We start from the raw sequence: 24,155 nt of genomic DNA, 5'->3' as shown, positions 1-24,155 counted from the left end.
TTTGACCAAATTCATCTTTAGATGTTATCTCTATAGGCTGTGCTTTGTTTGTCTTGTGATTTAGTAGATCAAAGAAAGATAGTAGGCCTGTTTTTAGTTTGAGGATGATTTTTAGGAGGTAAGACGACATTAGAAGTGAAACTATCACAGAGATGATGATCGCTGCTAAGATAACGCCGATAGCGGAGTAAAATAGCGTATGCAAATCTTTTAAAAGCACATCCTCGTCCATCTCGCCAAATAGGTACCAATCAAGACTTGGGATATATTTTGAGCCAATTATCAAATTTCTCGTGCCGTTAAAGTAACGGATGACGCCGCCATTTTTATTCATCAAGACATCAAATTTCTCTTTGCCAAGGACATCTTTTACATTTACTTTGCCGACCCTGTCGCTCTTTTCTATCTTTACGATACCACTTGAATCAACCATTAGGAATTTACTGCCCTCGCCCATGGTTTTTGAAGTGACTAAATTTACGATGTCATCAAGGTTCATGCCTATCGCGCTGACGCCATAAAATTTGCCGTCTTTTTCAACCTTGCTATTTACATAAAGCGTTAGCGAGCCAGTAGCTTCTGAGACTTGGATATTTAGAGAATTTACCTCTTTGCCATTTTTAACGTCAAAGTACCAGCTATCGCGTGGATTGTCCTTGCTAAGCTGTTTTAAAATTTTGTCGTTTGTGTAGTAGTTTAGAGTTTTATCAGAGACAAACATCGCCGTTGAGAGGTTAAACGCCTTCATAAGGTCGGTGTTATAGTTAAAAAGCGTCGCTAGCCCGTCCTTTGGCTCGCCCTCGTCTATCCACTTGAGAAGATAGTCGTTTTTAGTCATCTGATAAGAGGTATTGATGATCTTGTCTATGGCATAACCGATCTCACCTGCAACGTTAGAGACAGCTAGAGGCAGCTCATCTTTCACAACTTTTTCTGTATATAGGTTGCGAGCTATGTTGTAACTGATGAGGCTAACGCCGATTAGTAACAGCACGATCACAGCTGTCAAAATAACAGAAATTTTAATCCTTAAAGACTTCATAAATCACTCCTTGATCAATATTTGCGTAATTATTCAACTTTTTATATAAAAGTAAAATTAATTTAAATAAATCTGAAATTTTGTTTTAACTATGTCACTTTGAGGGGTTATAATGACACAAATTTAAATCACTCCCTGCCATAAAGTGCTAAAAATTTCTAAGCAACTTTTCAAACTGCACGCCATATCTTGTGCGGTTATTATCTTGTAGCGTGATCTTGATGCTCTCAAGCACAAAATTTGCTGCCTTTTTGATAGCATTTTGCATGCTTTCGCCATTTATGAGTGAGCCAAAAAGCACTGAAGCGAATATATCTCCGGTGCCACTTGCGTGAAAGGGCAAATACTCGTGAAAATACTCCACTTTTTCTTTTGTCCTTGCATCGTAAGCTATGATACCACACTCATTTTGCCTAAACCTAATGCCCTTTAAAACGATCTTTTGCACGCCAAAACTAGCCAAGCCCTCAAGCAACTCCAAAATGTAATCCTCGCCGTATCCCTCGCTTAAAAATGACTTTTCACACATAAAACTTGCCTCGGTTATGTTTGGCGTGATGACGTGTGCCTTTGTGCAAAGCTCTCTCATCTTTGCGACAAATTTCTCATCAAAGCCGTGATAAAGCTTACCATTATCGCCCATGCAAGGATCCACAAGCCTTAGCAAAGAGCCGCTGTCAAATTCAGCAAAGACCTTCTCTATAAGCTCAAGCTGCCTAAAACTACCTAAAAATCCAGTGTAAATTCCATCAAAGCTGATGCCCTCTTTGTGCCAAACCTGCGTTATAGCGTCAAATTCATCAGTTAGATCACGAAAAGTGAAATTTTTAAAGCCGGTGTGAGTTGAGAGCAGTGCCGTTGGCAAGATGCACGCCTCGATGCCTTGGGCGCTGATTATGGGAAGTGCGACTGTGAGCGAGCATTTGCCCACGCACGAGATGTCTTGTATAGTTAAAATTCGCTTCATATATCATCTTAATTTATAAAATTTAACGCCAGCAACGTCAGTTTGATAAACCGCGCCATCTTGCAAGAGCTTGTTTAAAATTTGCTTTGAGTGCTCTGAGAAATTTTCTTCGACATTTGCCGTAGTTTGCGGACGGCGCTCTAGCATGGCTAAAATTTCACTCTTGCTAAATTCATACTTTTGCTCTATCTTGTGAGCCCTAGCTATGGTGACTGGCACGCCTTTTATCTTGCTTGCAAGCTCTTCAAGCCTACTAGTATCAACGCCTTTTACGTTGTAAGCTGGCGGACGATCTATCGTACCCACATCCACTCGGTGCGGAGCTATCTCATTTATAGCCTCATTAAGCGCTATAAACTCCTCTTCTTTGTCGTTAAATCCAGCCACGACCAAAATTTCAAGCACAAGCTCGCCCTTAAATTCCTTGCGAAATTTAGCCATTGCTTTTATAAGTTCATTTACTTCTATGCCACTTTTGTTGCGGTCTATCTTTTTAAATGTGCTTTGCACGGCGCTATCTAGGCTAAATTTAACTATATCAAGCCCAAGCAGTGCTTCACAAATTTTTTGATCTCTCACGCCTGAGCCGTTGCTTAGGATGAGAGTTTTTGCCTTACCTTTTATCTCATTTACTTTTGCCACCAGCTCTTTTAAGTGCGGATAAAGAGTTGGCTCGCCATTTGCTGTAAGCGTGATGACATCGATGTTTTGATGAACTTTTAATGCTTCTTTTAAAGCGCTTATGATTTCATTAACGCTTGGTGGATTTTCTATCTCTTCAACTGGCTTTGCGCCCTTTAGCTCGCAATAAACGCAGTCAAAATTGCATGATTTTTGCTTTGGGCTTAGATCGATGCCAAGGCTCATGCCAAAACGGCGCGAATTTATCGGTCCAAAGACAACAGTGCTATCTTGCACTTTTTCTTTGAACCTCTTTTATGAAATATTTTGCGTTTTCAACTGGCACATCTGGCAAGATCCCGTGACCAAGGTTGAAGATATGCGGCGCGCCTTTCATCGTGCTTAAAATTTTATCCACGCCCTCATCGATCGCCTTTTTGCTATATAGCCTTGTTGGCTCCATATTGCCCTGAAGGACGTATCTTGGGCTAAGTTTTTCTTTTGCTAGTTCAATCGGCGTGCTCCAATCAACGCCAAAAACGTCAAATTTACCTGAAATTTTATCCAGATAGCCGCTTATACCTTTTGGGAAAACGATGACTGGGATCTCTGGAAACTCAGCCTTGACGCTATCAACTATCTTGTTTATGTAGTTAAATCCAAACTCAAAATATGCCTGCTCTTCAAGTGCAGTCGCCCAGCTGTCAAAAATTTGCACCGCATTTACGCCAGCTTTTATCTGCTCTTTGACGTAAAGGATGAGCGCTTGCGTCACTTTTTCTAAAATTTGATGTAAAAATTCTGGATTTTGATAGAGCATTTTTTTGCAGACCGCATAGTTTTTACTGCCACCACCCTCTATCATATATGTAGCTATCGTCCAAGGTGCGCCACAAAAGCCAATGAGCGCCTTATCTTTGGCTAAATTTTCTCTTGTAAGCTTGATCGTATCATAAACGTATGCTAAGCCTTTAACCGATCTTTCGATACTAAGCGCATCAAGTGCAGCCTCATCACGCAAAGGCTTTGTAAAAACTGGTCCCTCGCCCTTTTCAAAGCGCAGATCCATGCCCATTTCAAGAGGCACGACAAGGATATCGCTAAACAAAATCGCCGCATCAACGCCTAGGATATCAACTGGCTGAAGCGTGACCTCGCTAGCCTTTTTATAATCTTTACAAAGTGACAAAAAGTCACCTGCTTTAGCTCTTACAGCCATATATTCTGGTAGATATCTGCCAGCTTGGCGCATCATCCAAACAGGCGTGTATGGCGTAGGTTTTTTAAGGCAAGTGTCTATGAAAATCATCAAATTTCCTTTAAATTTTTAAATGGATATTATCCAAAAATAGCTAAAGAAAAGATGTAGGAGAAATTTTAAGCGTAAAAACGCTTAAAATTTTAGTGATCTCCCTTGTGAAGGAAGTAAAGTCCAAGGCAAAGCGCTAGGATAGAAGCCGCAAGATAGGCCATTTCAAGCGGAGTTGTAAAGTTTGCATGAAGCACTCTTTGGAAGAAATTTACGATTAAAACCATGACGATCACTTTGCCAAGCTTGTCTTTTAGCTCATCAAGCGAATGCACTTCAAGCACCTTACTCTGCTTTGACTGCTTTAGCTGTGTGATCTCTGAGATGAAAAGCTCGTAAATTCCGAAGCTAAATATATAAAGAACAAGCGCCATCAAGTATAGATCGATCGCTCCAACTATCTCGCCAACGACTTCTGAATGGAAATTTTCAACGTGAAAATCTGCAGCAAAGAAATATTTATAAACCTCTAAAAGCACCTTGCCGACATCATAACTTGCGATGATGAAAAGCACGATCGCACCTAAAAGTCCAAAGACCACTGGGAAAAGCGTGAAACTGTTGCTTGCAAGCAAAATTTTCTCGAATATTTTACGCAATAAAAACCCTTTTTGTGAAATTTAAAAAGGGGGTATTTTATAGTTTTTTCCTTAAAATTTAGGTGCAAAATCGCAATTAATTTTAGTGCAAATTACTCTTGCATCACTATCCATTTTTGTGCGATCCTGACGGCATTTGTCGCAGCCCCCACGCGGATCTGATCAATACTACACCTTTTGATTAGAGCTTAAATTTTAGTGGCTAGCATGTAGAAATTTAGCGGCAAGGTTTTATTATGATTTTTGTTTATTTGACTTCAAATTTAAGCTTGTTGCAAGAAGGATTTTAAGTCTTTTGGGCTAAAAATTTAACCCAAAAGATAAACATCAATTAGCCAAAACAGATAAATTTAGCAGGCTAGAGCTCCAGCCTGCAATGGTTACTAAAACAAGCTATTTACGCTTTCGTTGTGATAAACACGGCGTATCACTTCGCCAAAGAGTGAAGCTGTGCTTAGCACTTTTATACAAGGGAGTTCTTCTTTTAATGGGATCGTATCAGTCACCACTAGCTCGTCTAAAAAGCCAAGTTTTAGCCTATCATAGGCTGGTCCGCTAAGCACTGGGTGGGTGCAAAACGCCATTACGCTAGTTGCGCCACGCTCTTTGAAAATCTCAGCCGCTTTTACGATGGTGCCAGCTGTGTCGATCATATCATCAACCAAGATCACATCTTTGCCCTTAACATCGCCAATCACGTTCATCACTTCGCTCTCGTTTGCTTTCTCGCGGCGTTTATCAACGATGACCATATCTAATAAATTTAGATTTTTTGCCAAGGCTCTAGCACGAGCCACGCCGCCTACATCTGGGCTTGCGACGACTGGATTTGGCAAATTTTTAGCTTTTACGTAGTCGTTAAAGATGATGCTACCATAGAGGTTATCTACTGGGATATCGAAAAATCCTTGAATTTGTCCTGCGTGAAGGTCCATCGTCACGACCCTGTCGATGCCTGCTGTTTGCATCATATTTGCCACAAGTTTTGCAGTGATAGGCACTCTAGGGGCTGCTTTTCTGTCTTGTCTAGCGTAGCCAAAATACGGCACTATCGCTGTTATAGAGCTTGCACTGCTGCGTTTTAAAGCGTCGGTTAAGATAAGAAGCTCCATTAAATTTATATTTGCTGGGGCACATGTTGGCTGGATGACAAAAACATCTTTCCCACGCACGCTTTCGCCGATTTGCACGCTGATCTCACCATCGCTAAATCTTTTAATGCTAGCTTCACTCAGTGGAAGCGACAAATATTGCGAAATTTTCTTCGAAAGCTCGATATTTGCGGTGCCTGAGAAAATTTTATAGCCTCTCATAATAGTAACCTTTTTTAGTGATCTTTATGTTGGGATTTTATCGAAATGAGCTTTAAATTTAAATTTATTTACCAACTATTTTTAGTCAAATTTTCTACTCCAAAAGCCAAAATTTACACCAAATTTTTAAACCATTTTACATTTGTAAATTTATGAGGACTAAGATAACAAACATGTTTAAGATATATAGAATTTACGACTTTATTAAAAGCGACGACGAGAAATTTAAAGGTGTCTTTATCGATAGACTTTATCCTAGAGGCGTGAAAAAAGAGATATTTTCTAGCTTCATCTGGCTAAAATCAGTCACTCCGTCAAACGAGCTAAGATCATGGTTTCATGAAGATAAAGAGGCTAGGTTTGATGAGTTTTGCAAAAGATTTAGGCAAGAGCTAAATGGCAAAGAGGAGCAAGAGGGGCTAAAAGAGCTTAAAAAGCTAGAAAAAGAGTATAAAAACGTGGCGCTTCTGACCGCTGTCAAAGAGCCAGAATTTAGCCACGTCAAGGTGATAAAAGAGGCGCTTAAGATCGTATAAAACCGCTTGCGATGACGCGATCTCCGTCATACATCACGCAAAGCTGACCTTGCGCTACGCCAAGTGCGTTTTGATTTAGCGTTAGTTTTGCGGTTTTGTTAGCTTTATCAACCTCTACAAAAGCCTCAAGTTTAGGGCTTCTATATCTTATCTTGGTTTCGCACTCAAATTTATCTTCATCTATAAATAAATTTACATTTTCAAGCTCGACCACCTTTTGAGCAAGGTCGTCCTTCGTGCCGACAACGATCTCGTTTTTTTCGGCATTTATCTTGATGACAAAGTGTGGCTCGTGAGCGCCAAAAACCTCAAAGCCACGGCGTTTGCCGATAGTGTAATGCATGTAGCCTTGGTGGCGGCCGATGATATTGCCGTCTTTATCTACCACATTGCCTGGTAAATTTGTGTTGTAATGCTTGTTTAAAACCTCGATGTAGGTATTTTCCACAAAGCAAATTTCACTGCTTTCTGCCTGAGTAGCGAACTCTTCAAGCACTTTTACGCCTCTTGCTAGCTCTTTTATATCTTTTTTAAATTTATCTCCAAGTGGGAAAATGACATCTTTTAGCACCTCTTTTGGCACCTGAGCTAAAAAGTAGCTCTGATCCTTGCTAGGATCTTTGGCGCAGGTTATAAAACCATCAACCACCTGCACGTAGTGCCCAGTAGCAAGCTTCTCACAGCCATTTGCCTTTGCAAAGTCAAGTAGCGCTCCAAGCTTTATAAATTTATTACACAAGGCGCAAGGATTGGGCGTTTTGCCCTCTTTGTAGAGCCTGACAAATGGGTCATAGACATATTCGTTAAATTTATCCTGCAGATCGAGTATATGCACCTTGATGCCAAGATATTCGCCCACTTTTTTGACTTTTCTGATGTTTTCTTCGTGATATCCTGGCTTTTGATGAAGCATCATGTAGCAGCCTTGCACCTCATGTCCAGCCTCTTGCAGAAATTTAGCCGTCATCGTGCTATCTACGCCGCCGCTCATTGCAACCATTATTTTCATATTTTTACCTTTTTTAAATTTAAAGGCGATATTTTATATCTTATTTTTAAATAGCCAAAATTTCGTTTACGATAAGCTCCAGATCATCGGTGATTTTATATAAGCTTAGATCTTCTTCGTTTATCGTTTTTTGAGGGATCAGCGTCTTTCGTATAAACTCATCAAGCCCTTGCCAAAACTCACATCCATAAAGAAAAATTTTCACTTTTTTGCTACCAACATGAGCTAGCACCAAAATTTCAAATAGCTCATCAAGTGTGCCAAATCCACCAGGGAAGACGACAAATGCGATAGAGCTATCAGTTAGGGCAAATTTTCTTGGGCTTAAATTTGAAAAGAGATATTTTGCGGTGACGTATGGATTTGTATTTTGCTCAAACGGAAGTCTCACGTTTAGTGCGACACTAGGGGACTTTGCACTGTCAAATGCACCCTTATTTGCCGCTCTCATTATGCCGTCCCCACCGCCAGTTAAGATAGCAAAACCTAGCTCATTTAGCTTGTAAGCTAGCTCGTATGCCTTTTTGCAGTAGAAATTTTCTTCATCAAATCTAGCCGAGCCAAAGAAGGTTACATTTTTGTTTTTATACTTTAAAACGCTTGGAAATTTTAAGAGGTCATTTACTAATTCATTCATTATTTTAACTGCTGAAGCCTCTCGCGTTTTGAGCCTATCTGTGTGATCTGTATGCCAAAGTTGCCGTCTATTATGACAACTTCGCCAAGGGCTATCACCTTATCTCCTATCAAAATTTCAAGCGGGTCGTTTGCGAGTTGATTTAGCTCGATGACTGAGCCTATATCCATGGTTAGCACATCTTTTAAGAGCATCCTTTTTGAGCCGATACGAACACGCATTGGAAGTCTAACGTCCATGATAAGGCCGATATTTCTCATCTCTTCTGCGCTAAATTCACCCTTTAGTGCATGAGGAGCGGCTGTGGCTTTTGCAGCATCTGCTGGCTCACTTTTAGCTGGCTCAAAAAATCTCATAAGCGTGTGATCGCAGACAAAAGCCACATGCTCATTTAGATCCTCGATCTTTATGTTAAACAAAAAAAGCTTTTCGAAAACGCTAAAATCAAGCGATGAGTTTTCATCTAAGAAATTTACATTTATCACCTCAAAGCTGATCTTTGGCATGCCTTTTTGCGCTCCAAGAGAGGTGCTAAAGGCGCTAAAAAGGTTTGAAAATATCTCTTTTGCAGCGTCAAGCTCGTCGCTACCGAGGTTTTCATTCTTTGAAATTTCCTCTTCGCCCATCATCCACTCGCTAACTGCGCTTATAAGTACTGGCGTGCAGGCGATCTCAGCTTTTGCATTGATGTCGCCACTTAATGTCACGCTAGCCATGACAACTGGCGGTTTTATGCCATTTTGCGCTGGTGCGTCAAATTCATTTCTCTCGCCGATCTCTGGTGCTCTGCCAGTTAGCCCTTCGATGGTCGCTTTTAACTCATTTGAAAAGATGTTAAAAAATTCATTCGTCATTATCTTCGCTCTCTTCTTCGTTGTTGTGTTCGTTGGCCTCGTCGTATGCCATTAGTTTTGCTTTTCGCTCTTCTTCGTATTTTTCTAGGATGTGCTTGATCTCGTCTTTGTCAGAGCGGATTAGCTGCTCGATCTTGATAGACTTTCTAAATCTATGAAGCCCAACTTCAGCTAAGAATACCTCTTTTTTATCGATGCAAACGATCGCCTTATCATCAGCGCCTCTATCAAGCCTTAAGATATCGCCCTCTTTTAAATTTAAAAATTCATTTACGCTAACGATTGATTTACCAAGGATCGCCTCATAAAGCACCTCAGCACGACCTATTAGCGTTTTTAGCTCTTTGTTTCTACTCTTTTTAGCGCTAGTTTCGCCAAGCATGATGTCCCTGTTCGCAAGGCGCGATAGGATCGGCTCTAGGTAGATGACTGGATAGCATAAATTTATCATGCCGCTTGAGCCACCAACGATGATCTCCATGACAACCATGATGACGATCTCGTTTTGAGATACGATCTGAACGACGTTTGGACTGCTCTCTTTTGCCTCGACGTTTGGATACATATCAGTTATCATCGACCAGCTCTCTTTTAGGCGCTGCATGATCATCCTAAGCACCGCATCAAGTAAATTTACCTCGATGTCAGTTAGCTCTCTGTTTGCCTCGAAATTTTCGCCAGTTCCGCCAAGCAAACGATCTATCATAGGAAATGCTATGCTTGGATTTATCTCTAAGATGCAGTTTCCATCAAGCGGCTTAATAGAAAAGACGTTAAAGCTAGTTGGGCTTGGCAAACTCATCAAAAACTCGCCGTATGTCATCTGATCGACGCTGTGAAGCCTAAGCTCGACGATACTTCTCATGACACTTGAAATTTGACTAGCTAAATTTCTAGCAAGCTTATCATGGATGCCCTTTATCGCACGGAGCTGCTCTTTACTAACGCGGTTTGGGCGCTTGAAGTCATAGATAATGATCTGTTTTTGCTCGCCTTGTGGGCTCTCTTCTATCTCGATATTGCTCGTATCGCCGTCTTCATCGACGACTTCAAGTAGCGCATCTATCTCTTCTTGACTTAAAATATCAGCCATTAAACCCCCAAGCTGCGTCTGATGCGATCAAGCAAACGTTTATGAATTTGTGAAATTCTACTCTCGCTGATGTTCATTATCTCGCTGATCTCTTTTAAATTTAGCTCTTCGTAGTAGTAGAGCTGAACTATCATCTGATCACGCTCGTCAAAGTCTTTTAACGCACTTTCGATCTTTAAGATAAGATCCTCTTTTTCTACGCTTTTTTCAACATCGCTTTGACCGATTAGCTCCATTTGCTCATCTATTGGCAAAATGGTGATGATACCGCTAACTCCCCTTGCCTCTCTTATCTTTTCGATATCTTCATTTAGTTTTTCAGCCAGATACTCGTCGCTTGGCTCTTCTTCGTGAGTGTTAAAGTAGTTATCTATCTCGGTATTTATGCTCTTTACTAGCTTTCTATCGCTTCTACTAACGACATCAAGCGCTCTTAGGTAGTCAAGCATTGAGCCATAAATTCTCTTTTTGCCATATCCCCAAAATGAGTCGTTTTGCTCTTTATCATACTTCCTGCTAAGCTTTATCATCTCCTCGACACCAACGCTTATAAGGTCGTTTACATCGATACTTGAAGGCAAGCGCTCCTTTAGCCTAAACGCCATCGCGCGCAGAGCTGGCATGTATTTTAAGACGATCTCGTCTTGCTCTTTTTTAATGGTGCTTTTATAAGCGTTAAGCTGCTTTTGCTTTAGTTCGTACATTTTGCTTACCAGAGTCTAAATTTTCGGTGGTTACTTTTAGCATGATATTTTCCATCCGTTTTTCCCTAACGTTTAGCTCAGAGATGAGATAGTCCGCGATCTCCTCATGTCTTTGCTTGTCAAAAAATTTCTTCAAAGTCCTTTTTACATCGACGTAGTTCATTATCACGATGTGAATTATAAGGTAAAAAAATAAAGTAATAACTAGCGTATAAACGAGCATTTCGATAGGCTCGCTCACCTTTAGCAAGGTAAAAACTATGCCTATGAAAAATCCACAAACCGTAAAAAATGCTATAAAATTTTCTGCACGCAAAGCTCAATCTCCATTAAAATTGTTCTATCAAACGCTTAAAGAAGCCCCCAAAGCTCCTGCTTTGCTCATCCTTAAGCACTTTTCGTTCCAACCTATAAAGCAAATTCGAAGCTATCTGCTTGATCTGCACGCTAGCAGAGCCGTAAGCTTCGTCATCTGTAAAGAGTGTCCTTTGCTTTATGCTCCTTGCCACGCTCTTATCAGAAGCCACGTAGCCAATTAGCTCTAAATTTAAGTTTGGCCCGATATTTGCATTTGCCACTCGCTTTACATTTTCATAAATTCTAGTGGCCTCCGCCTCGTTTTTTACCATATTTAAAAGTAAAAGCTCGTTATTTTTAAATCTTGAAACGATCTTTATGACCGCGTATGCATCGGTTATCGCCGCAGGGTCAGGCACAGTCACCACGACAACCTCGTCAGCTGCCTCTAAAAAGAGCTGCGTGCTGCCGCCTATGCCAGCACCAGTGTCGATGATCAAAAAGTCAAGCTGATCAAGCTCACTCGCCTCATCTAAAAATCTCTCAAATAAAAATTGATTGTTAAATTTCAAAATTTCATCGCCGCTCTCGCCAGGGATGAGGATGAGATTTTTATTTATAGGTATCAAGATATCTTTTAAGCTGCACTCGCCCTTTAGCACGTGAAGCAGATTTTTGCCCATTTTGACGTTTAAGATCACATCAAGATTTGCAAGGCCGATATCAGCGTCAAAAAGCCCTACTTTATAGCCATTTTGCGACAAGACATTTGCTAAATTTGCACTTATCGTGCTCTTGCCAACGCCGCCTTTGCCACTTGTAATCGCTATAAAATGCGTATTTTTAGCCTTATTTTGAGACTGGACTAAATTTTGTAGTTTTTGCGCTTGGTTATTCATCGCTAGCCTTTTGCTTTGTAAAGCCGTCAAACACGCACTCTACTAAAAATTCGCTCTTTGCCTCCACAAGATCATCAGGCACCTCTTGACCCACGCTAAAGTAGCTAACTGGCGTGTTTGTCTCATATATCAGCGAAAAGACGTTGCCAAAAATTTTGGTCTCGTCAAATTTTGTGATTATTAAAGTGTCGATCTCCAAAAATGAAAATCCATTATAAATTTCTATCAGATCCTCGACCTTTGAGCCAGCTGAGAGGACTAAATTTACATCGATCTTTGCGCCACTATGCTTTAGAAATTTATCAAGTCTTTCAAGCTTTTCTTTGTCATACTGCGAATTTCCAGTGGTGTCGATTAGTATCACGTCGCAGTAGCTAAGCTGCTTTATGGCGTTTTGAAAGTCCTCGACCTCTATGACGTCAAGGATCGGTAGCTTCATCATCTTAGCGTACTGAAATAGCTGCTCGACCGCTCCGATACGGTATGTATCAAGCGTGATGATGCCCGTTTTATAGCGCTTTTCGTTGCCGTATGCAAAACGAGCCGCAAGCTTTGCAAGAGTCGTCGTCTTGCCAACTCCGGTTGGACCAACTAGCATCATTATGCGCTGTTTTTTATCACTTAGCTCTTTTCTGCAAGGCAGCATATTTCGCAAAAGTGAGTAAAAGTACCTTTTTACCGCGGTTGGGTTGCTTTTCATAGAGACTGGTAAATTTTCAAGCGTCGTTTGCATGATCGCCTCTAAATGCTCCTCTTTCATACCACTTTGTTTTGCGAGCTTGTAGATGCTAGCAAACTCTGGCGGGATCGAGAGATTGTTGCGATTTGGGGCTTTTTCGTCCCAGATCATGTCAGTTATCAGCCCTATTTTCTCGCTTAGCACGCTTACTTGCTTTGCCACATCGTCTATTTTTTTATTCATGCCATTTGTATTTGGCTCTTTTATCTCGTTCATATCGACATTTGCGATCGCGCTTATCTCTTTTGCGACGTCTGAGATGTTTAAAAGCACGCTCTCATTTGGATCGTAAGGCTCAGGCGACGTCGTCTTTGCCTCAAATTTAGCAGGCTCCTCTTTTATCTCAAATTTTGGCTTTGGTGGCTCGTAGTTTTTGCTAAATTTAGAGTAGGCATTTTCATAGTTTATTGCTTTTACATTTGGTTTTGGCGGCTGCTTTACATCGTCCTCTTCGACGCTTACTAAAATTTCATAAAGCGGCTTTTTGTTTATCGTTTTGGCTTGAATTTGCTTTGTGGTGACGAGTATGGCCTTCTCGCCGCACGCCTCTTGAGCCTTTTTCAAAGCCTCAATGGTGCTCTCGCCTGTAAAAGTATGAAATTTTGTAGCCATTTATATCCTTTAACCTCTCATAAGCCCTAGTGGCACGATCACGCTAAGCCTCTTGCTAGCCCCTGGGTGCGGGACGATAAGGCGCGGCGTCTTATAGACTTTTTTACTAAAATACAAAATATCCAGATCAAGCGTGCGTGGCGCATTTTTAAACGTCCTCACGCGCTTAAATTTACTCTCATAGTGCCCCAAAATTTTTAGCAAATTTCTAGGGCTCATAGATGTTTGTAAATTTATAACAGCGTTACTAAAATCATCCTGCACTTCGTAGCCAAACGCCGCATTTATAAGGATCGGCGAGACTTCAACCACGTGAAAACGCCTATCTTCACTAATCGCTCTTATAAATTTATCAAACCTCTTTGCGCTATCGCCGATGTTGCCACCCATGCCAACTAGCGCCTCATACTTAAACTCATCTCTTTTATGAAATAAACTAGGGCAAAAACGGCTTTTTACGATCTTTCTTGCTCCAGCTAGCCTCATAAGATATCGCACCCACCTTCTCTTGCGACCACGACGTCTTCGATGCGCACGCCAAATTCATTTTCTAGATAAATTCCAGGCTCCACGCTAAAGACCATGCCCTCTTTTATGAGCGTTTCACTCCTTGCTGATATGACTGGAAGCTCGTGTATATCGACACCCACGCCGTGTCCTGTCGAGTGAAAAAAGGCTTTTTCATATCCAGCCTTTGCTATCACACTTCTTGCTGCAAGGTCTATCTCGCACGCCCTAACGCCAGCTCTTGCGACCTTTATCGCAGCAGCCTGAGCCTCTTTTACGATCTCGTAAATTTCTTGCATCTTGGGGTTTTTAAATTTTTGCTCCTTTGAGAAGTTAAAATTTTCATCAAAGCAAGCAGTTCTGGTGCGATCAGAGCAGTAACGCTTAAATTTAACCCCAGCGTCAAGTAGCAGCAAATCGCCCCTTTTTAAAATTTTATCCCCAGGTAGCGCATGCGCCTTTGCGGCATTTTCGTTTATCGCTACGATCGGATCAAAGCTAAGACCTAGCTCATTTTTTTGCCTAAAGATGAGCGAGGCGTTAAAATGAAGCTCTTTTTCGCTCATCCCCTCACCATTTTCACGCACAAATTTAGCAAATTCATCGAAGCATTTCGCCCCAAATTCGCTAGCTCTTTTTAAAATTTCTACCTCATCTTCGCTCTTGCAAATTCTCTTTAGTCTAGAGAAATTTGCCTTTGGCTTGAAATTTATCTTAAAGCCCTTGCTAAGCTCGTTATACTCGCTTAGACTTAGCTCATCGGGGTTAAAAACGAGGCTACTTGGCTTCATCTTTCTTAAAAATGCTCTAACCTCGCTTATTAAATTTCTCTGCGCCAAAAGAACGACCACGCCTGCATTTACGCAGCTTTTTGCCTCGAAATAATACCTTGCGTCCGTGAAAAAGTATTTCACGCCGTCAAGACACAGCAAAAACTCATTGTCGCAGCTATAGCCGCACTCGTAAAATACGGCGTTTTCGTCCTTTAAGATGAAATTCATTGTGCTTTTTGATTTGCTCTTACTGCTTTGATTTGCTCAAAAATTTGAAGCATGCCTATCATCGCCAAATGATAGCCAACTGGTCCAAAGCCCACGATCTGACCTGCTGCAACTGGTGCGATGAGGCTTTTGTGGCGGAACTCTTCTCTTCTATAAACGTTGCTGATATGCACCTCGATAACTGGTAGCGCAACCGCACTTAGCGCGTCGCGGATAGCGATAGAGGTGTGAGTGTAAGCGGCTGGATTTATGATGATGCCGTCAGCATCACCCAAGCACTCTTGGATCTTATCGACTAGCTCGCCCTCAAGGTTGCTTTGAAAAAACTCGATCTCAACGTCATTTTGATCGGCAACGATCTTCATTTGAGAGTGGATGTCCTCCATCTTCATAACACCGTAAATTCCTGGCTCTCTAGCGCCAAGCATGTTGATATTTGGGCCTTGGATAACCATTATTTTTAGCTTCTTATCCATGTCACTCCTTTTTGATTAAATAGCCCAAATTATACATTTTCGTTCCTAAATTTTCGCTACAATAACAAAAATTTAAGGCTAGAAATGGAAATTTTAAAAGCAAAAAAGATCATCACTGGCGGAGAAAATCCAAAAATTTTAAGAAATTCTTGTGTTGTCATCGAGAACGATAAAATTTTAGAAATTACAAGCGAAAAAGAGGCGCAAAAAAAATTTAAAGATGCGAAAATTTGTGACTTTGGTGATAGCGTGATCGCCCCAGCTTTTATAAATTCACACGTTCATTTGGAGTTTAGCTCAAACGTTAGCACACTAAAATATGGCGACTTTATAAAGTGGCTTGGCTCTATCGTCGATAAAGGCGGCGAGCTAGCTAAAATGGACGCTAAAAAGGCGATGAATGAAGCCATAAATTCGCTGTTAAAAAGCGGAGTTTGTACCATTGGCGAGATATCTAGCTTTGGCTCTGAGCTTGAAATTTTAGCCGCTAGTCCGCTAAAAGTCGTGCTTTTTAGTGAAATTTTAGGCTCAAATGAGCAGATGAGTGAGCAAAATTTACAAAATTTCTTAGCCAAATTTGAAAAAACAAAAGGCTATAAAAGCCAAAATTTCACCCCGGCTATCTCGCTGCACTCGCCCTACTCTGTGCATCCAAAGCTCGCCAAAGCCGCCCTTGAGATAGCTAAAAAAGATGATCTTCTTGTAAGCACACACTTTTTAGAGAGCAATGCTGAAAAGCAGTGGCTAGAGCACGGCAGCGGTGGCTTTAAAAAGCATCTTTTAAGATTTAGCCAAGACCCAAAGCCGATGTATGATGCGGATGGCTATTTTGCGATGTTTCGTGAGATAAATACCCTCTTTACGCACTGCGTTTATGTGAGCGATTTTGCTAAATTTAGGCCTAATCACAGCGTGACACACTGCGCCGTATCAAACAGGCTACTTGGCAAAAAGGCGCTAAATTTAAAAGAAATTTTCAAAAACAATGTCAGTCTAAACATCGGCACAGACGGCCTTAGCTCAAATATCAGCCTAAATTTCTGGCATGAACTAAGAGCCGCCCTTTTTACCCACGCTAGCCTTGATCTAAACGAGCTTGCCACTAGGCTTTTTGTCGCTGCAACACACGGTGGCGCAAAGGCACTTAGGACAAATAACGGCGAGATAAAGGCAGGACGTGCGGCTGATATCGCAGTCTATAACGACCTAGAGTGCGATGATAACGAGCTAATTTTGCAGCTCATACTTCATACAAACGAGGCTAAAAAACTATATATCGGAGGCAAAATTTGCAAATTTTAAGGCTTATTTTTAGAGGGATTTTGGGAATTTTTAAATTTATCAATAACTACTTTAAGGCGCTCATATTTTTACTCATCTTATTTTTTATTTTCGCGCCAGATGGCAAGATGAAAGAGCCAAATTTAGCCCGCATAGACATCACCGGCACGATAATGGAAACAAGCGAAATTTTAGATGCGCTAGAAAAAGCAAGGAGTGATAGCAACATCAAAGGCGTGCTGCTCTACATCGACAGCCCAGGCGGTGCGCTAAGTCCTAGCGTGGAGCTAGCCATGGCGGTCAAGAGGCTAAAAGAGAGTAAAAAAGTGCTCGCATACGCTGCTGGCAACATGGCAAGCGGTAGCTACTACGCTGGCGTAAATGCTGATACTATCGTCGCAAACCCAGGCGCTTTCATAGGCTCCATTGGCGTCATCATGCAAGGGGCAAACATCGAAAATTTAGCCAAAAACTTAGGCGTGAGCGAGCAGGTGGTGAAGGCTGGCGAGTTTAAGGAGGCTGGCACCTTTATGAGAAGCTGGAGCAAGCAAGAGCGTGAAAGCTTGCAAGGGCTCGTAAATGACGCTTACATGCTCTTTGTAAGCGACGTGGCGGAGGCTAGAAATTTAGATATCAAGAAAAAAGACGAGTGGGCAAACGCAAGGGTCTTTTTGGCTCATAATGCCCTAAAAATGGGGCTAATAGACAGCCTTGGTAGCTACATAGACGCTCAAAATGAACTAGCAAAAATGAGCCTCGTAGATGAGCCCGTCTGGCAAGAAAAACCGCAGCTTGAAAAGATAATGGAGAAATTTACAAAGCAAGGCATAAACTCACTTTTTAACGCATTTTTCGAGACAAAGCTTAGATAAAAAACCAGCCAAGTTAAATTTAACTGGCTGGCAAAGCTTTTTATAGCTATCTTATCTGAAATTTCCCTCGTTACCCACTAAGATATCTCGCCCTGCTATTTTTATCAAAAAAGTAGTTTTATTTATCCTTTAAAGCACCTCAAATTTACCATAAATGCTATTTTTGATAATGACATTAAAAGTTTTCATCCAAAAGTCCAAATTTATCACCTAGTCGTGATAAGTAGAAAAAGTCGCTAGCAAAATCAAATTCCTTTTACATATCATTTTTCTTTTTATAGATCATGGTTATTTTGATTTATGCTATTTAAAAAGTGAGTAAAAATTAAGAGAAATTTAAAGCAAGATGGTGGAAGCGAGGGGGATCGAACCCCTGTCCAAAAACAAAATCCGTACAGCCTCTACACGCTTAGCAAAAGTGAAAAATTTCATCTAAAAAGGCTCACTTTCCAAAACCAAAATTTAGACTAAGACTAAAATTTCAGCTAGCAAGCAGTCACTTTGCTGGCCTACTCTAGCTAAATTACTCGCTTACATCCTAGCTAGAATGAGACAAAGCGAGGCTCAACTGAACTTACGCAGCTTTAGCGTAAGCAGGAGCGAAATTAACGTTGTTTGCGTTTAAATTTAATTTGAGCTTTTTACGCTTTGCTCAAAGCGACGTGCCACCGTACACACTCTGCTCCTGTCGAAGCCAAGTCGCTCCCATAAAAATGAAATGGTTTAGTTGGATTGTTTAGTCAAGCTTTGCAGGTACGTCAATGATCTTTGGCTCAAGGACGCTAAAATACTCTAGGTCTTTCTCGACGTCGCCTTTGTATTTATGAAACTGATCGCTAATAAGCAGCAACCAATCTATAAATTTATCATTTGCTGGACCTTTTAAGCTTCTAGCCTCTTGAGTGACCTCTTCAGCCAAAGTCGTTAGTTTCAAGATCGGGTCAAGATGCATAAAACCTGCTGCTGATTTGATATTGTGAAAGATCCTAGAAAGCTCTAAAATGCTCTCCTTATACTTGTCAGCTCTTCCTAAATTTATTATCAAAGGCTCTAGTAAATCGCACATCAAAGTGTAGTGGGAGAGAAACTCCTCAACTATATCATAAGAATAATCGACTTCAAGCCTTTTTAATATACCCATTTTCATGTCCTTAAGAAATTGGCGTAATTGTAGCAAAATTTTGATAAAATTGTTAGCATTATCACAAATTTTACCGGACTTAGCCATGAAAGATGAAAAAACCGCAAAGAAAAAACTAACCATCAATGATATAAAAAACAAAAAAGACATTGAACCTATCGTGATGATAACCGCCTATGATGCGCTATTTGCGAAGATTTTTGATGATTACGCTGATATTATCCTTGTTGGCGATAGCTTAAACATGAGCTTTAACATGCATGAGAGCACGCTAAGTGCCGATATGAGCACCATGCTTTATCACACAAAGGCCGTTTGCGCCGGGGCTAAAAAGACTTTTATCCTAGCTGATATGCCATTTGGCAGCTACACAAACGAAAAACAAGCGATCAAAAATGCGATGAAATTTTTTAAGCAGACAAATGCCGATGCGGTGAAACTTGAAGTTGGCATGCATCAGGTAAATTTAGTAAAACGCCTCTGCGAAGAGGGCATAAACGTGATGGCTCACATCGGACTAAAGCCGCAATTTTTTAAATTTGAGGGCGGATATAAGATAAAAGGCAGAAGCGAGCTTGAGGCAAAAAGGCTAGTTGATGAGGCTTTTGCGTTTGAGCAAGCTGGCGCGTTTGGCATACTGCTTGAAGGCACGCTTAGCAACGTGGCAAACGAGATAACAAGACAGGTTCGTGTGCCAGTTGTGGGCATAGGCTCTGGGGCGGACGTCGATGGACAAGTGCTCGTCTGGTCTGATATGTTGGGATTTTTCGAGGACTTTAAACCAAAATTTGTAAAGCGCTATCTTGACGGAGCCACTCTTGTGCGAAAAGGCGTGCAAAGCTACGCTAACGAAGTAAAAAACAAAATTTTCCCAAGCGAAGAGTTTTCGTATAAGGGTTAAATTTATAGTCCAAATTTAAAAGCACCCCATAAAACTCTGCAAAAAGCTCTAGCAGCACCAAAGCGCTAGAGCATACTTTTTAAATTTAAAAAAGCTCTTCTGATTCAAGATAGTTTTGCGAGATGTTTCGTTCTTTTTCGTCAGTATTTACGTGAAGGACGTAGTAGCCTATCTGCGTGTTGCTAGCATCAAGTAGCGGCACAACGCAAAAATAGTGCGTCTTATATACGTAAAATTCATACTTTTTAAGGTCGATATCACGCAAAATTCCAACTATATTTAAATTTGCACTACTTAAATTTTCGATGTAATAATCACTTAAAATTTGATCACTCGGCGCGCTTTTATGTGCTGGCATCTTATCTTTTGATAGGAGCACGAAAAGGTCTATGCCTTGCGTTTTATAAAAATTTCCAAGCGAGTCGTAGTTTAGCAAAACCTCGATGCTACCGATGTTTTTACCCTCATGCATCACATTTGAAACAGCCCTTATATGCACCCCCGCATACCACGCCTCGATGCCAACCATGGGCCTATCTTGACGTCTTGACTCTTGGACTAAAAACCTACCGCTAGCGATCATGTCACCATATCTGTTTAGATCCCAGCTTCTTACGTAGCTTTTTAGATCTTTGTCGTAAAGATGAAGTTTGATGTTGTTATACATCGACGCTGCGCCAAGGGTTTTGGTTAAATTTTCGATATTTTTTACGCATTCGTCGCGGTCTTGACCTAGCAAGCACATCTGTATAGACTCATTTTGAGCAAGCAAGATCGAGATCGCCATTGATGAAAATTTCGCGTCATCAATGCTTTTGTTTAGCTGCTTTACGTGGTAGTCAAAAAAGACACGCATGTTGTTTTGCTTTTTTTCGGCCATGTATGAGCTATAAAGAAAGTAAAAAAGCCCGCCTATCACGGCAAAAACGGCAAGTGCGATGTAGATGTTTAGATATTTTTTATATTTACTCAAAGCTAAGCCTTAGTTTTTTTTCTAAAAATTTAGCAAACTCATCAAATTTAGGCAGCTCAAGCTCGCTTTTTCTTTTGGGGCTAGCCCAAACGCTATCTGGAAAAAACGCGTCTTTTTCAAATCTCGCAATGACGTGAATATGCACGTGTGGCACGTAGTTTCCAAAGCTTGCGATGTTTATCTTAGTTGGTTTATAAAACTCAAGCATCGCCTTTTCAGCAACCAGCATCACCTCAAAAAGCCTAGCTCTACTCGCTTCGTCACAATCACTTAGCTCGCGGTAGGGCTTAGCTGTAAAAATTTTCACCCACGGAAGCTCGTTTTCTTCGCGCTCAACTCTTATAAATTTATCTTCATATATCATATCTTGCCCCTATTTTATACGAAATTTCTCTCTCGCAAAAGCGTATAAAGCTTGATCGTTGAGATAAAAAATGTCACGATCGCAGGGCCAAGTATGATGCCCCAGAAGCCAAATGTCGTGATGCCAGCCATCATCGCAAAAAAGATGAGTAGCTCGTTTATCTTCGTTGGTATCTTGACTAATTTTGAGTTTATAAATTTAATGACAAGCGGCTTTAGCAGCGTATCAGCGCCTAATGAGATCACGATAATAGTGTAAAGTGTGATCGTGATAGCCGCTGCTGTGTTGCCATTTGCAAACTCATAGATGCTAATAGGCACCCATGCCAAAAAGCCACCAATGACTGGGATGAGTGAAGCAAAGCTAAAAAATATACCAGTTAGCACGCCATCATAGCCGTAAAAGCTCGTTATGATGGCAAATAAAAAGCCTTGGATGATCATATTTGCGATAGTTGAGTAAAAAACCACGCCCATTACGTTACCCACCTCGCTTAGCAAAAACTCGGTGTCGTCTTTTTTAAGCGGAAGCGACTCTTTTAGGTAGCTTATAAGCTCGTTGCCGTAAAGGTTGCAAAAGAAAAAAAAGACTAGGATGATGATCATGTCAACACAAAATCTAAAGCTTAGCCTGCCAAGACTCGCGAGATTAGCAGCGATTTGTGAAAAGAGCATTTTTATATCAAGACCACTTATAAATTCCTTGATCTTTGGCTCTAAGAAATTTATCGACTCTGGTAGGCTAAAGTCGTAGTTTTTGATAAACTCGATCGTCTTTGTGACGTTGTTTATGTCAAATCCAGCTGCGTATTTCGCGATCTCGATGACGGCGTAAATAAGTGGCGCGATAAATAAGCAAAGAAGCACCGACGTGGTAAGCGCCGATGAAAGCGTCTTGCGGTTTTTAGTGAGCGATAAAAATGCGATCTGTACGTTAGAAACGGCCACCGCTAGCAGCGCTGCGATAAAAATATCAAGCAAATATGGTCTAAAAAGATAGACCACCAAAGCCAAAGCACAAAATACAAAAATTCCAAAAAATAGTCTATTGTTCATCTCGCTCCCTTAAAATGGGGTAATTATAGCAGATTTATCAAAGCTACTCATTTGCTTGATAAATTTGCGAAAACGCTTTGGCGCCAAATTTGCAAAGAGCAGGCTTTTGGCATTTTTAGCCTGCCACCGCTTAATAAATTTAGATAAATTTATGCCTTACGTAAATTTTCTAGCTCAAAAGCTCCTATAAATTTAGCCTTTTACGTGCACTGAAAATTTGCTCCGACGACCTCGCACTCATCACAAATTTGCATATAGATCGTGCCCTCGCCGTCTATCAAAGCACCAAAAGGAATTTGCGCTAGATATTTCATCGCTTTTCCGCATTTTGGGCAGCGCAAATACTCCGCGTCTTGCTGCCACTGCGGATATCCACCAAGTAAAATTTCACTATCTATCATAGCCGCATAGTGCATACAAACCTCGTTTGCTAGCTCAAATTTTTGCCCATCAAGCACCGCCACAGCGTCTCTTACATAGTCTTCGCTCTCGCCCTCGCCCACTACCTCTGTTTGCACGCTTGTGCCGTCATTTTGGCAAAAATACTGCACAAAGCCAACGCAGGTCGGACAAAATTTAAGCACCGCGTCATTTTTAAGCTCTAGCCCAAACTGCTTTAGGCTCTCTTTTTTGATAGTAAGCTCCACCATCTCACCGCTGCAAAATTTACATTTTTCATCGCTTAGTGCTTTAAATTTAACGCTTGCGTCTGCATTTTTGCTTGGTTCGCAAACAAAACACCTATCAAAAACAAGGCTTCTTCTCTTGCCGCTCTCATCAAAGCTCCAGCCTGCAACCTGAGCGTATCCATCGGTATCAACGTGAAGCTTTGCCTTCCAAGGCTTTGGCGCACCATAAAGCCTAAAAAATAGCTCCCTTACTACCTCATCGCCCTGCCATGCAAGTGCTGAAAGGATGTGATTTATTATTACGATATTTTCAGCGCCATTTAGACTATTTGTGAGCTCGTCTCTTACGTCACTTGGGGCGTTTTTGTAAATTTCAAATGGATAATACTCGCCCTGTTTGGTCACTTCTCTTATGATCTGCTCGTCGCAAATGCCATGTAGGTAGAAAATATAGACAAGGTCGCTGTAAATTTCACCGTATTTGCCTATCTCGTCTATATGCGCTAGGACATTTTTTAGCTTTTGTTTGATCTCATCTTCATTTAAATTTTCATAAAACTCCAGCTTCTCTTTTTGCTTGCACCAGTAGCAGATCCCGTCAAAGTAAATCGTCCTTTGCTTGCACTTAGGACAAAGATGTGGCTCGCTCATTTTTGCTCCAAATTTAAATTTCGCTACTCAAAAAGCCCTTTTTCGATGTCAATCTTGACGTTAAAGGTCTCAAAGCACTTCGCACTTGCGATCCTGCCCTTTGCGGTGCGCTCGATAAAGCCATTTGCAAGCAGATATGGCTCTATGACGTCCTCAACCGTGCCCTCGTCCTCACTAAGTGCCGCTGCGATCGTGCTAAGCCCCATAGGACGGCGCCTTGCTTGCATTAAAATCTCCAAATACCTAATATCCATCTCGTCAAACCCAAGCGAATTTACACCAAGTGCGTTAAGCCCCTCTTTTGCGCGCTCGTGGCTGATGATTTGCTCGTCATTTACCTCGGCAAAGTCGCGAATTCGCTTTAATAGTCTAAGAGCGATCCTTGGCGTGGCACGTGAGCGTTTGGCGATCTCAAGTGAGGCATTTTTATCGCACTCTTTGCCAAGCTTGGCAGAGGCTATCTGCACGATACGGCTTAGCTCGCTACTTGTGTAAAACTGCAGCCTAAAGTCCATCCCAAAGCGATCTCTTAAAGGCGCTGAGATCATACCAGCACGTGTCGTTGCGCCAATAAGCGTAAATTTTGGCAGGTCTATCTTGATAGTCTGGGCAGCTGGCCCTGAGCCAATTATAATATCAAGTCTAAAGTCCTCCATCGCAGGGTAAAGCACCTCCTCGATAGCTGGACTTAAGCGGTGGATCTCGTCGATAAAAAGCACGTCGCCCTCTTGTAAATTTGTAAGGATCGCCGCAAGGTCGCCACTCTTTTCTATCATCGGCGCTGCGGTCATTTTGATACTTACGCCCATTTCATTTGCGATGATGTGAGCAAGGGTGGTTTTACCAAGTCCTGGAGGGCCGTAAAATAGCACGTGATCTAGGCACTCGTTTCGCTTTTTGGCTGCTTTTATAAAGACGTCTAAATTTTGCTTGATCTTTTCTTGGCCGATGTAGTCTTCAAATTTTGTCGGTCTAAGCGAGACTTCAAAGTCATTTTCAAAGCTTACTTTTTCGATTTCAACGATTCTATCCAAAGTTTTTCCTTCTAAATTTAAGGCTTCATTTTACGCTTT

28 protein-coding genes and 1 other RNA gene are annotated in these 24,155 nt (G+C 41.3%); 5 read left to right on the top strand and 24 right to left on the bottom strand.

Annotated elements, in window-relative coordinates:
• From CVS81_RS08885 to CVS81_RS08860, 6 genes are all read right to left on the bottom strand, one after another.
• The coding region (locus tag CVS81_RS08885) for a cache domain-containing protein (protein WP_159070978.1) at positions 1 to 1,042 on the bottom strand (1,042 nt) is incomplete at its 3' end.
• Between the two features lie 148 nt (positions 1,043 to 1,190).
• Entirely contained in the window at positions 1,191 to 2,009 is an 819-nt protein-coding gene (locus CVS81_RS08880; RefSeq protein ID WP_107965738.1) for a pyridoxamine kinase, read from the bottom strand.
• 3 nt (positions 2,010 to 2,012) lie between these two features.
• Entirely contained in the window at positions 2,013 to 2,927 is a 915-nt protein-coding gene (locus CVS81_RS08875; RefSeq protein WP_107965737.1) for a radical SAM protein, read from the bottom strand.
• Positions 2,917 to 3,939, bottom strand: a complete 1,023-nt coding sequence (gene hemE / locus CVS81_RS08870; RefSeq protein WP_107965736.1) for a uroporphyrinogen decarboxylase — start codon at positions 3,937 to 3,939, stop codon at positions 2,917 to 2,919. Before hemE ends, CVS81_RS08875 begins: the two co-directional genes overlap by 11 nt.
• Positions 3,940 to 4,031: 92 nt before the next feature.
• On the bottom strand, positions 4,032 to 4,538 hold the full coding sequence (locus CVS81_RS08865; RefSeq protein ID WP_087578735.1) for a YqhA family protein: 507 nt from the start codon (positions 4,536 to 4,538) through the stop codon (positions 4,032 to 4,034).
• Between the two features lie 383 nt (positions 4,539 to 4,921).
• Entirely contained in the window at positions 4,922 to 5,851 is a 930-nt protein-coding gene (locus CVS81_RS08860) for a ribose-phosphate pyrophosphokinase (protein WP_004317514.1), read from the bottom strand.
• Positions 5,852 to 6,024: 173 nt separating this feature from the next.
• Here CVS81_RS08860 and CVS81_RS08855 point away from each other — a divergent pair, with 173 nt between their 5' ends.
• Positions 6,025 to 6,387 carry a DUF488 domain-containing protein gene (locus CVS81_RS08855; protein ID WP_107965735.1) on the top strand — a complete coding sequence of 121 codons (363 nt, stop codon included), beginning with the start codon at positions 6,025 to 6,027 and terminating at the stop codon, positions 6,385 to 6,387.
• On the opposite strand, the gene mnmA is transcribed toward CVS81_RS08855, so the two are convergent.
• Genes mnmA through aroQ form a run of 11 tightly spaced genes read right to left on the bottom strand, consistent with a single transcriptional unit; the run spans position 6,374 to position 15,215 of the window.
• Positions 6,374 to 7,426: a tRNA 2-thiouridine(34) synthase MnmA gene (gene mnmA / locus CVS81_RS08850; protein ID WP_262974887.1), complete on the bottom strand. Its 1,053-nt coding sequence runs from the start codon at positions 7,424 to 7,426 to the stop codon at positions 6,374 to 6,376. The two genes, CVS81_RS08855 and mnmA, sit on opposite strands and share 14 nt — an antisense overlap.
• Before the next feature lie 16 nt (positions 7,427 to 7,442).
• Positions 7,443 to 8,033: a TIGR00730 family Rossman fold protein gene (locus tag CVS81_RS08845; RefSeq protein ID WP_103570280.1), complete on the bottom strand. Its 591-nt coding sequence runs from the start codon at positions 8,031 to 8,033 to the stop codon at positions 7,443 to 7,445.
• A complete protein-coding gene (gene fliY, locus CVS81_RS08840; protein ID WP_103636695.1) occupies positions 8,033 to 8,887 on the bottom strand; it encodes a flagellar motor switch protein FliY in 855 nt (284 codons plus the stop codon). Before fliY ends, CVS81_RS08845 begins: the two co-directional genes overlap by 1 nt.
• Positions 8,877 to 9,980 (bottom strand): flagellar motor switch protein FliM, encoded by a 1,104-nt coding sequence (gene fliM, locus CVS81_RS08835; protein ID WP_012140115.1) that lies wholly within the window; start codon positions 9,978 to 9,980, stop codon positions 8,877 to 8,879. The genes fliY and fliM overlap by 11 nt, the downstream gene beginning before the upstream one ends.
• Positions 9,980 to 10,684, bottom strand: coding sequence for an RNA polymerase sigma factor FliA (locus tag CVS81_RS08830; RefSeq protein WP_004317527.1), 705 nt, complete (start codon positions 10,682 to 10,684; stop codon positions 9,980 to 9,982). Before CVS81_RS08830 ends, fliM begins: the two co-directional genes overlap by 1 nt.
• On the bottom strand, positions 10,656 to 11,000 hold the full coding sequence (locus CVS81_RS08825) for a hypothetical protein (protein WP_012140116.1): 345 nt from the start codon (positions 10,998 to 11,000) through the stop codon (positions 10,656 to 10,658). The genes CVS81_RS08830 and CVS81_RS08825 overlap by 29 nt, the downstream gene beginning before the upstream one ends.
• A 13-nt stretch (positions 11,001 to 11,013) precedes the next feature.
• Entirely contained in the window at positions 11,014 to 11,880 is an 867-nt protein-coding gene (locus tag CVS81_RS08820) for a P-loop NTPase (RefSeq protein ID WP_004317632.1), read from the bottom strand.
• A complete protein-coding gene (flhF, locus tag CVS81_RS08815; RefSeq protein WP_103609722.1) occupies positions 11,873 to 13,231 on the bottom strand; it encodes a flagellar biosynthesis protein FlhF in 1,359 nt (452 codons plus the stop codon). The genes CVS81_RS08820 and flhF overlap by 8 nt, the downstream gene beginning before the upstream one ends.
• 9 nt (positions 13,232 to 13,240) lie before the next feature.
• On the bottom strand, positions 13,241 to 13,717 hold the full coding sequence (gene folK / locus CVS81_RS08810) for a 2-amino-4-hydroxy-6-hydroxymethyldihydropteridine diphosphokinase (protein ID WP_107965733.1): 477 nt from the start codon (positions 13,715 to 13,717) through the stop codon (positions 13,241 to 13,243).
• Positions 13,714 to 14,739, bottom strand: a complete 1,026-nt coding sequence (locus tag CVS81_RS08805; protein ID WP_107965732.1) for an aminopeptidase P family protein — start codon at positions 14,737 to 14,739, stop codon at positions 13,714 to 13,716. Before CVS81_RS08805 ends, folK begins: the two co-directional genes overlap by 4 nt.
• Positions 14,736 to 15,215 carry a type II 3-dehydroquinate dehydratase gene (gene aroQ / locus CVS81_RS08800; RefSeq protein WP_004317604.1) on the bottom strand — a complete coding sequence of 160 codons (480 nt, stop codon included), beginning with the start codon at positions 15,213 to 15,215 and terminating at the stop codon, positions 14,736 to 14,738. Before aroQ ends, CVS81_RS08805 begins: the two co-directional genes overlap by 4 nt.
• An 84-nt stretch (positions 15,216 to 15,299) precedes the next feature.
• Between aroQ and CVS81_RS08795 the strand changes: the two genes are divergently transcribed.
• Positions 15,300 to 16,517 (top strand): metal-dependent hydrolase, encoded by a 1,218-nt coding sequence (locus CVS81_RS08795; protein WP_107965731.1) that lies wholly within the window; start codon positions 15,300 to 15,302, stop codon positions 16,515 to 16,517.
• On the top strand, positions 16,505 to 17,368 hold the full coding sequence (gene sppA / locus CVS81_RS08790) for a signal peptide peptidase SppA (RefSeq protein WP_107965730.1): 864 nt from the start codon (positions 16,505 to 16,507) through the stop codon (positions 17,366 to 17,368). Before CVS81_RS08795 ends, sppA begins: the two co-directional genes overlap by 13 nt.
• 347 nt (positions 17,369 to 17,715) lie before the next feature.
• On the opposite strand, the gene ssrA is transcribed toward sppA, so the two are convergent.
• Positions 17,716 to 18,075: a transfer-messenger RNA gene (ssrA, locus tag CVS81_RS08780) on the bottom strand.
• A gap of 29 nt (positions 18,076 to 18,104) precedes the next feature.
• Positions 18,105 to 18,509, bottom strand: coding sequence for a hypothetical protein (locus CVS81_RS08775; protein WP_004317574.1), 405 nt, complete (start codon positions 18,507 to 18,509; stop codon positions 18,105 to 18,107).
• A gap of 85 nt (positions 18,510 to 18,594) precedes the next feature.
• On the opposite strand from CVS81_RS08775, the gene panB reads away from it, so the two are divergent.
• Positions 18,595 to 19,410 carry a 3-methyl-2-oxobutanoate hydroxymethyltransferase gene (panB, locus tag CVS81_RS08770; RefSeq protein WP_107965729.1) on the top strand — a complete coding sequence of 272 codons (816 nt, stop codon included), beginning with the start codon at positions 18,595 to 18,597 and terminating at the stop codon, positions 19,408 to 19,410.
• 85 nt (positions 19,411 to 19,495) lie between these two features.
• Here the strand turns inward: panB and CVS81_RS08765 are convergent, their stop codons facing one another.
• Genes CVS81_RS08765 through CVS81_RS08755 form a run of 3 tightly spaced genes read right to left on the bottom strand, consistent with a single transcriptional unit; the run spans position 19,496 to position 21,802 of the window.
• Positions 19,496 to 20,383 carry a cache domain-containing protein gene (locus CVS81_RS08765; protein WP_107965728.1) on the bottom strand — a complete coding sequence of 296 codons (888 nt, stop codon included), beginning with the start codon at positions 20,381 to 20,383 and terminating at the stop codon, positions 19,496 to 19,498.
• Positions 20,376 to 20,747, bottom strand: a complete 372-nt coding sequence (locus CVS81_RS08760) for an HIT family protein (RefSeq protein ID WP_107965727.1) — start codon at positions 20,745 to 20,747, stop codon at positions 20,376 to 20,378. The genes CVS81_RS08765 and CVS81_RS08760 overlap by 8 nt, the downstream gene beginning before the upstream one ends.
• Positions 20,748 to 20,761: 14 nt before the next feature.
• Positions 20,762 to 21,802: an AI-2E family transporter gene (locus tag CVS81_RS08755; protein ID WP_107965726.1), complete on the bottom strand. Its 1,041-nt coding sequence runs from the start codon at positions 21,800 to 21,802 to the stop codon at positions 20,762 to 20,764.
• A 55-nt stretch (positions 21,803 to 21,857) separates the two neighbouring features.
• Between CVS81_RS08755 and CVS81_RS10130 the strand changes: the two genes are divergently transcribed.
• The gene (locus tag CVS81_RS10130; RefSeq protein ID WP_004317461.1) at positions 21,858 to 21,992 is read left to right on the top strand and encodes a hypothetical protein; all 135 of its coding nucleotides are present in this window, start codon (positions 21,858 to 21,860) and stop codon (positions 21,990 to 21,992) included.
• A gap of 10 nt (positions 21,993 to 22,002) precedes the next feature.
• On the opposite strand, the gene CVS81_RS08750 is transcribed toward CVS81_RS10130, so the two are convergent.
• Together CVS81_RS08750 and ruvB are read right to left on the bottom strand one after the other, a co-directional pair.
• On the bottom strand, positions 22,003 to 23,082 hold the full coding sequence (locus tag CVS81_RS08750; RefSeq protein WP_107965725.1) for a cytochrome C: 1,080 nt from the start codon (positions 23,080 to 23,082) through the stop codon (positions 22,003 to 22,005).
• Between the two features lie 23 nt (positions 23,083 to 23,105).
• Positions 23,106 to 24,116, bottom strand: coding sequence for a Holliday junction branch migration DNA helicase RuvB (ruvB, locus tag CVS81_RS08745; RefSeq protein WP_021090089.1), 1,011 nt, complete (start codon positions 24,114 to 24,116; stop codon positions 23,106 to 23,108).
• Positions 24,117 to 24,155: the final 39 nt, after the last annotated feature.

The sequence above is a fragment of the Campylobacter concisus genome (assembly GCF_003049065.1).
GTDB lineage: Bacteria > Campylobacterota > Campylobacteria > Campylobacterales > Campylobacteraceae > Campylobacter_A > Campylobacter_A concisus_BE.
Note: the sequence above shows the minus strand (reverse complement) of the source record. Positions and strands in the feature narration are given on the sequence as shown.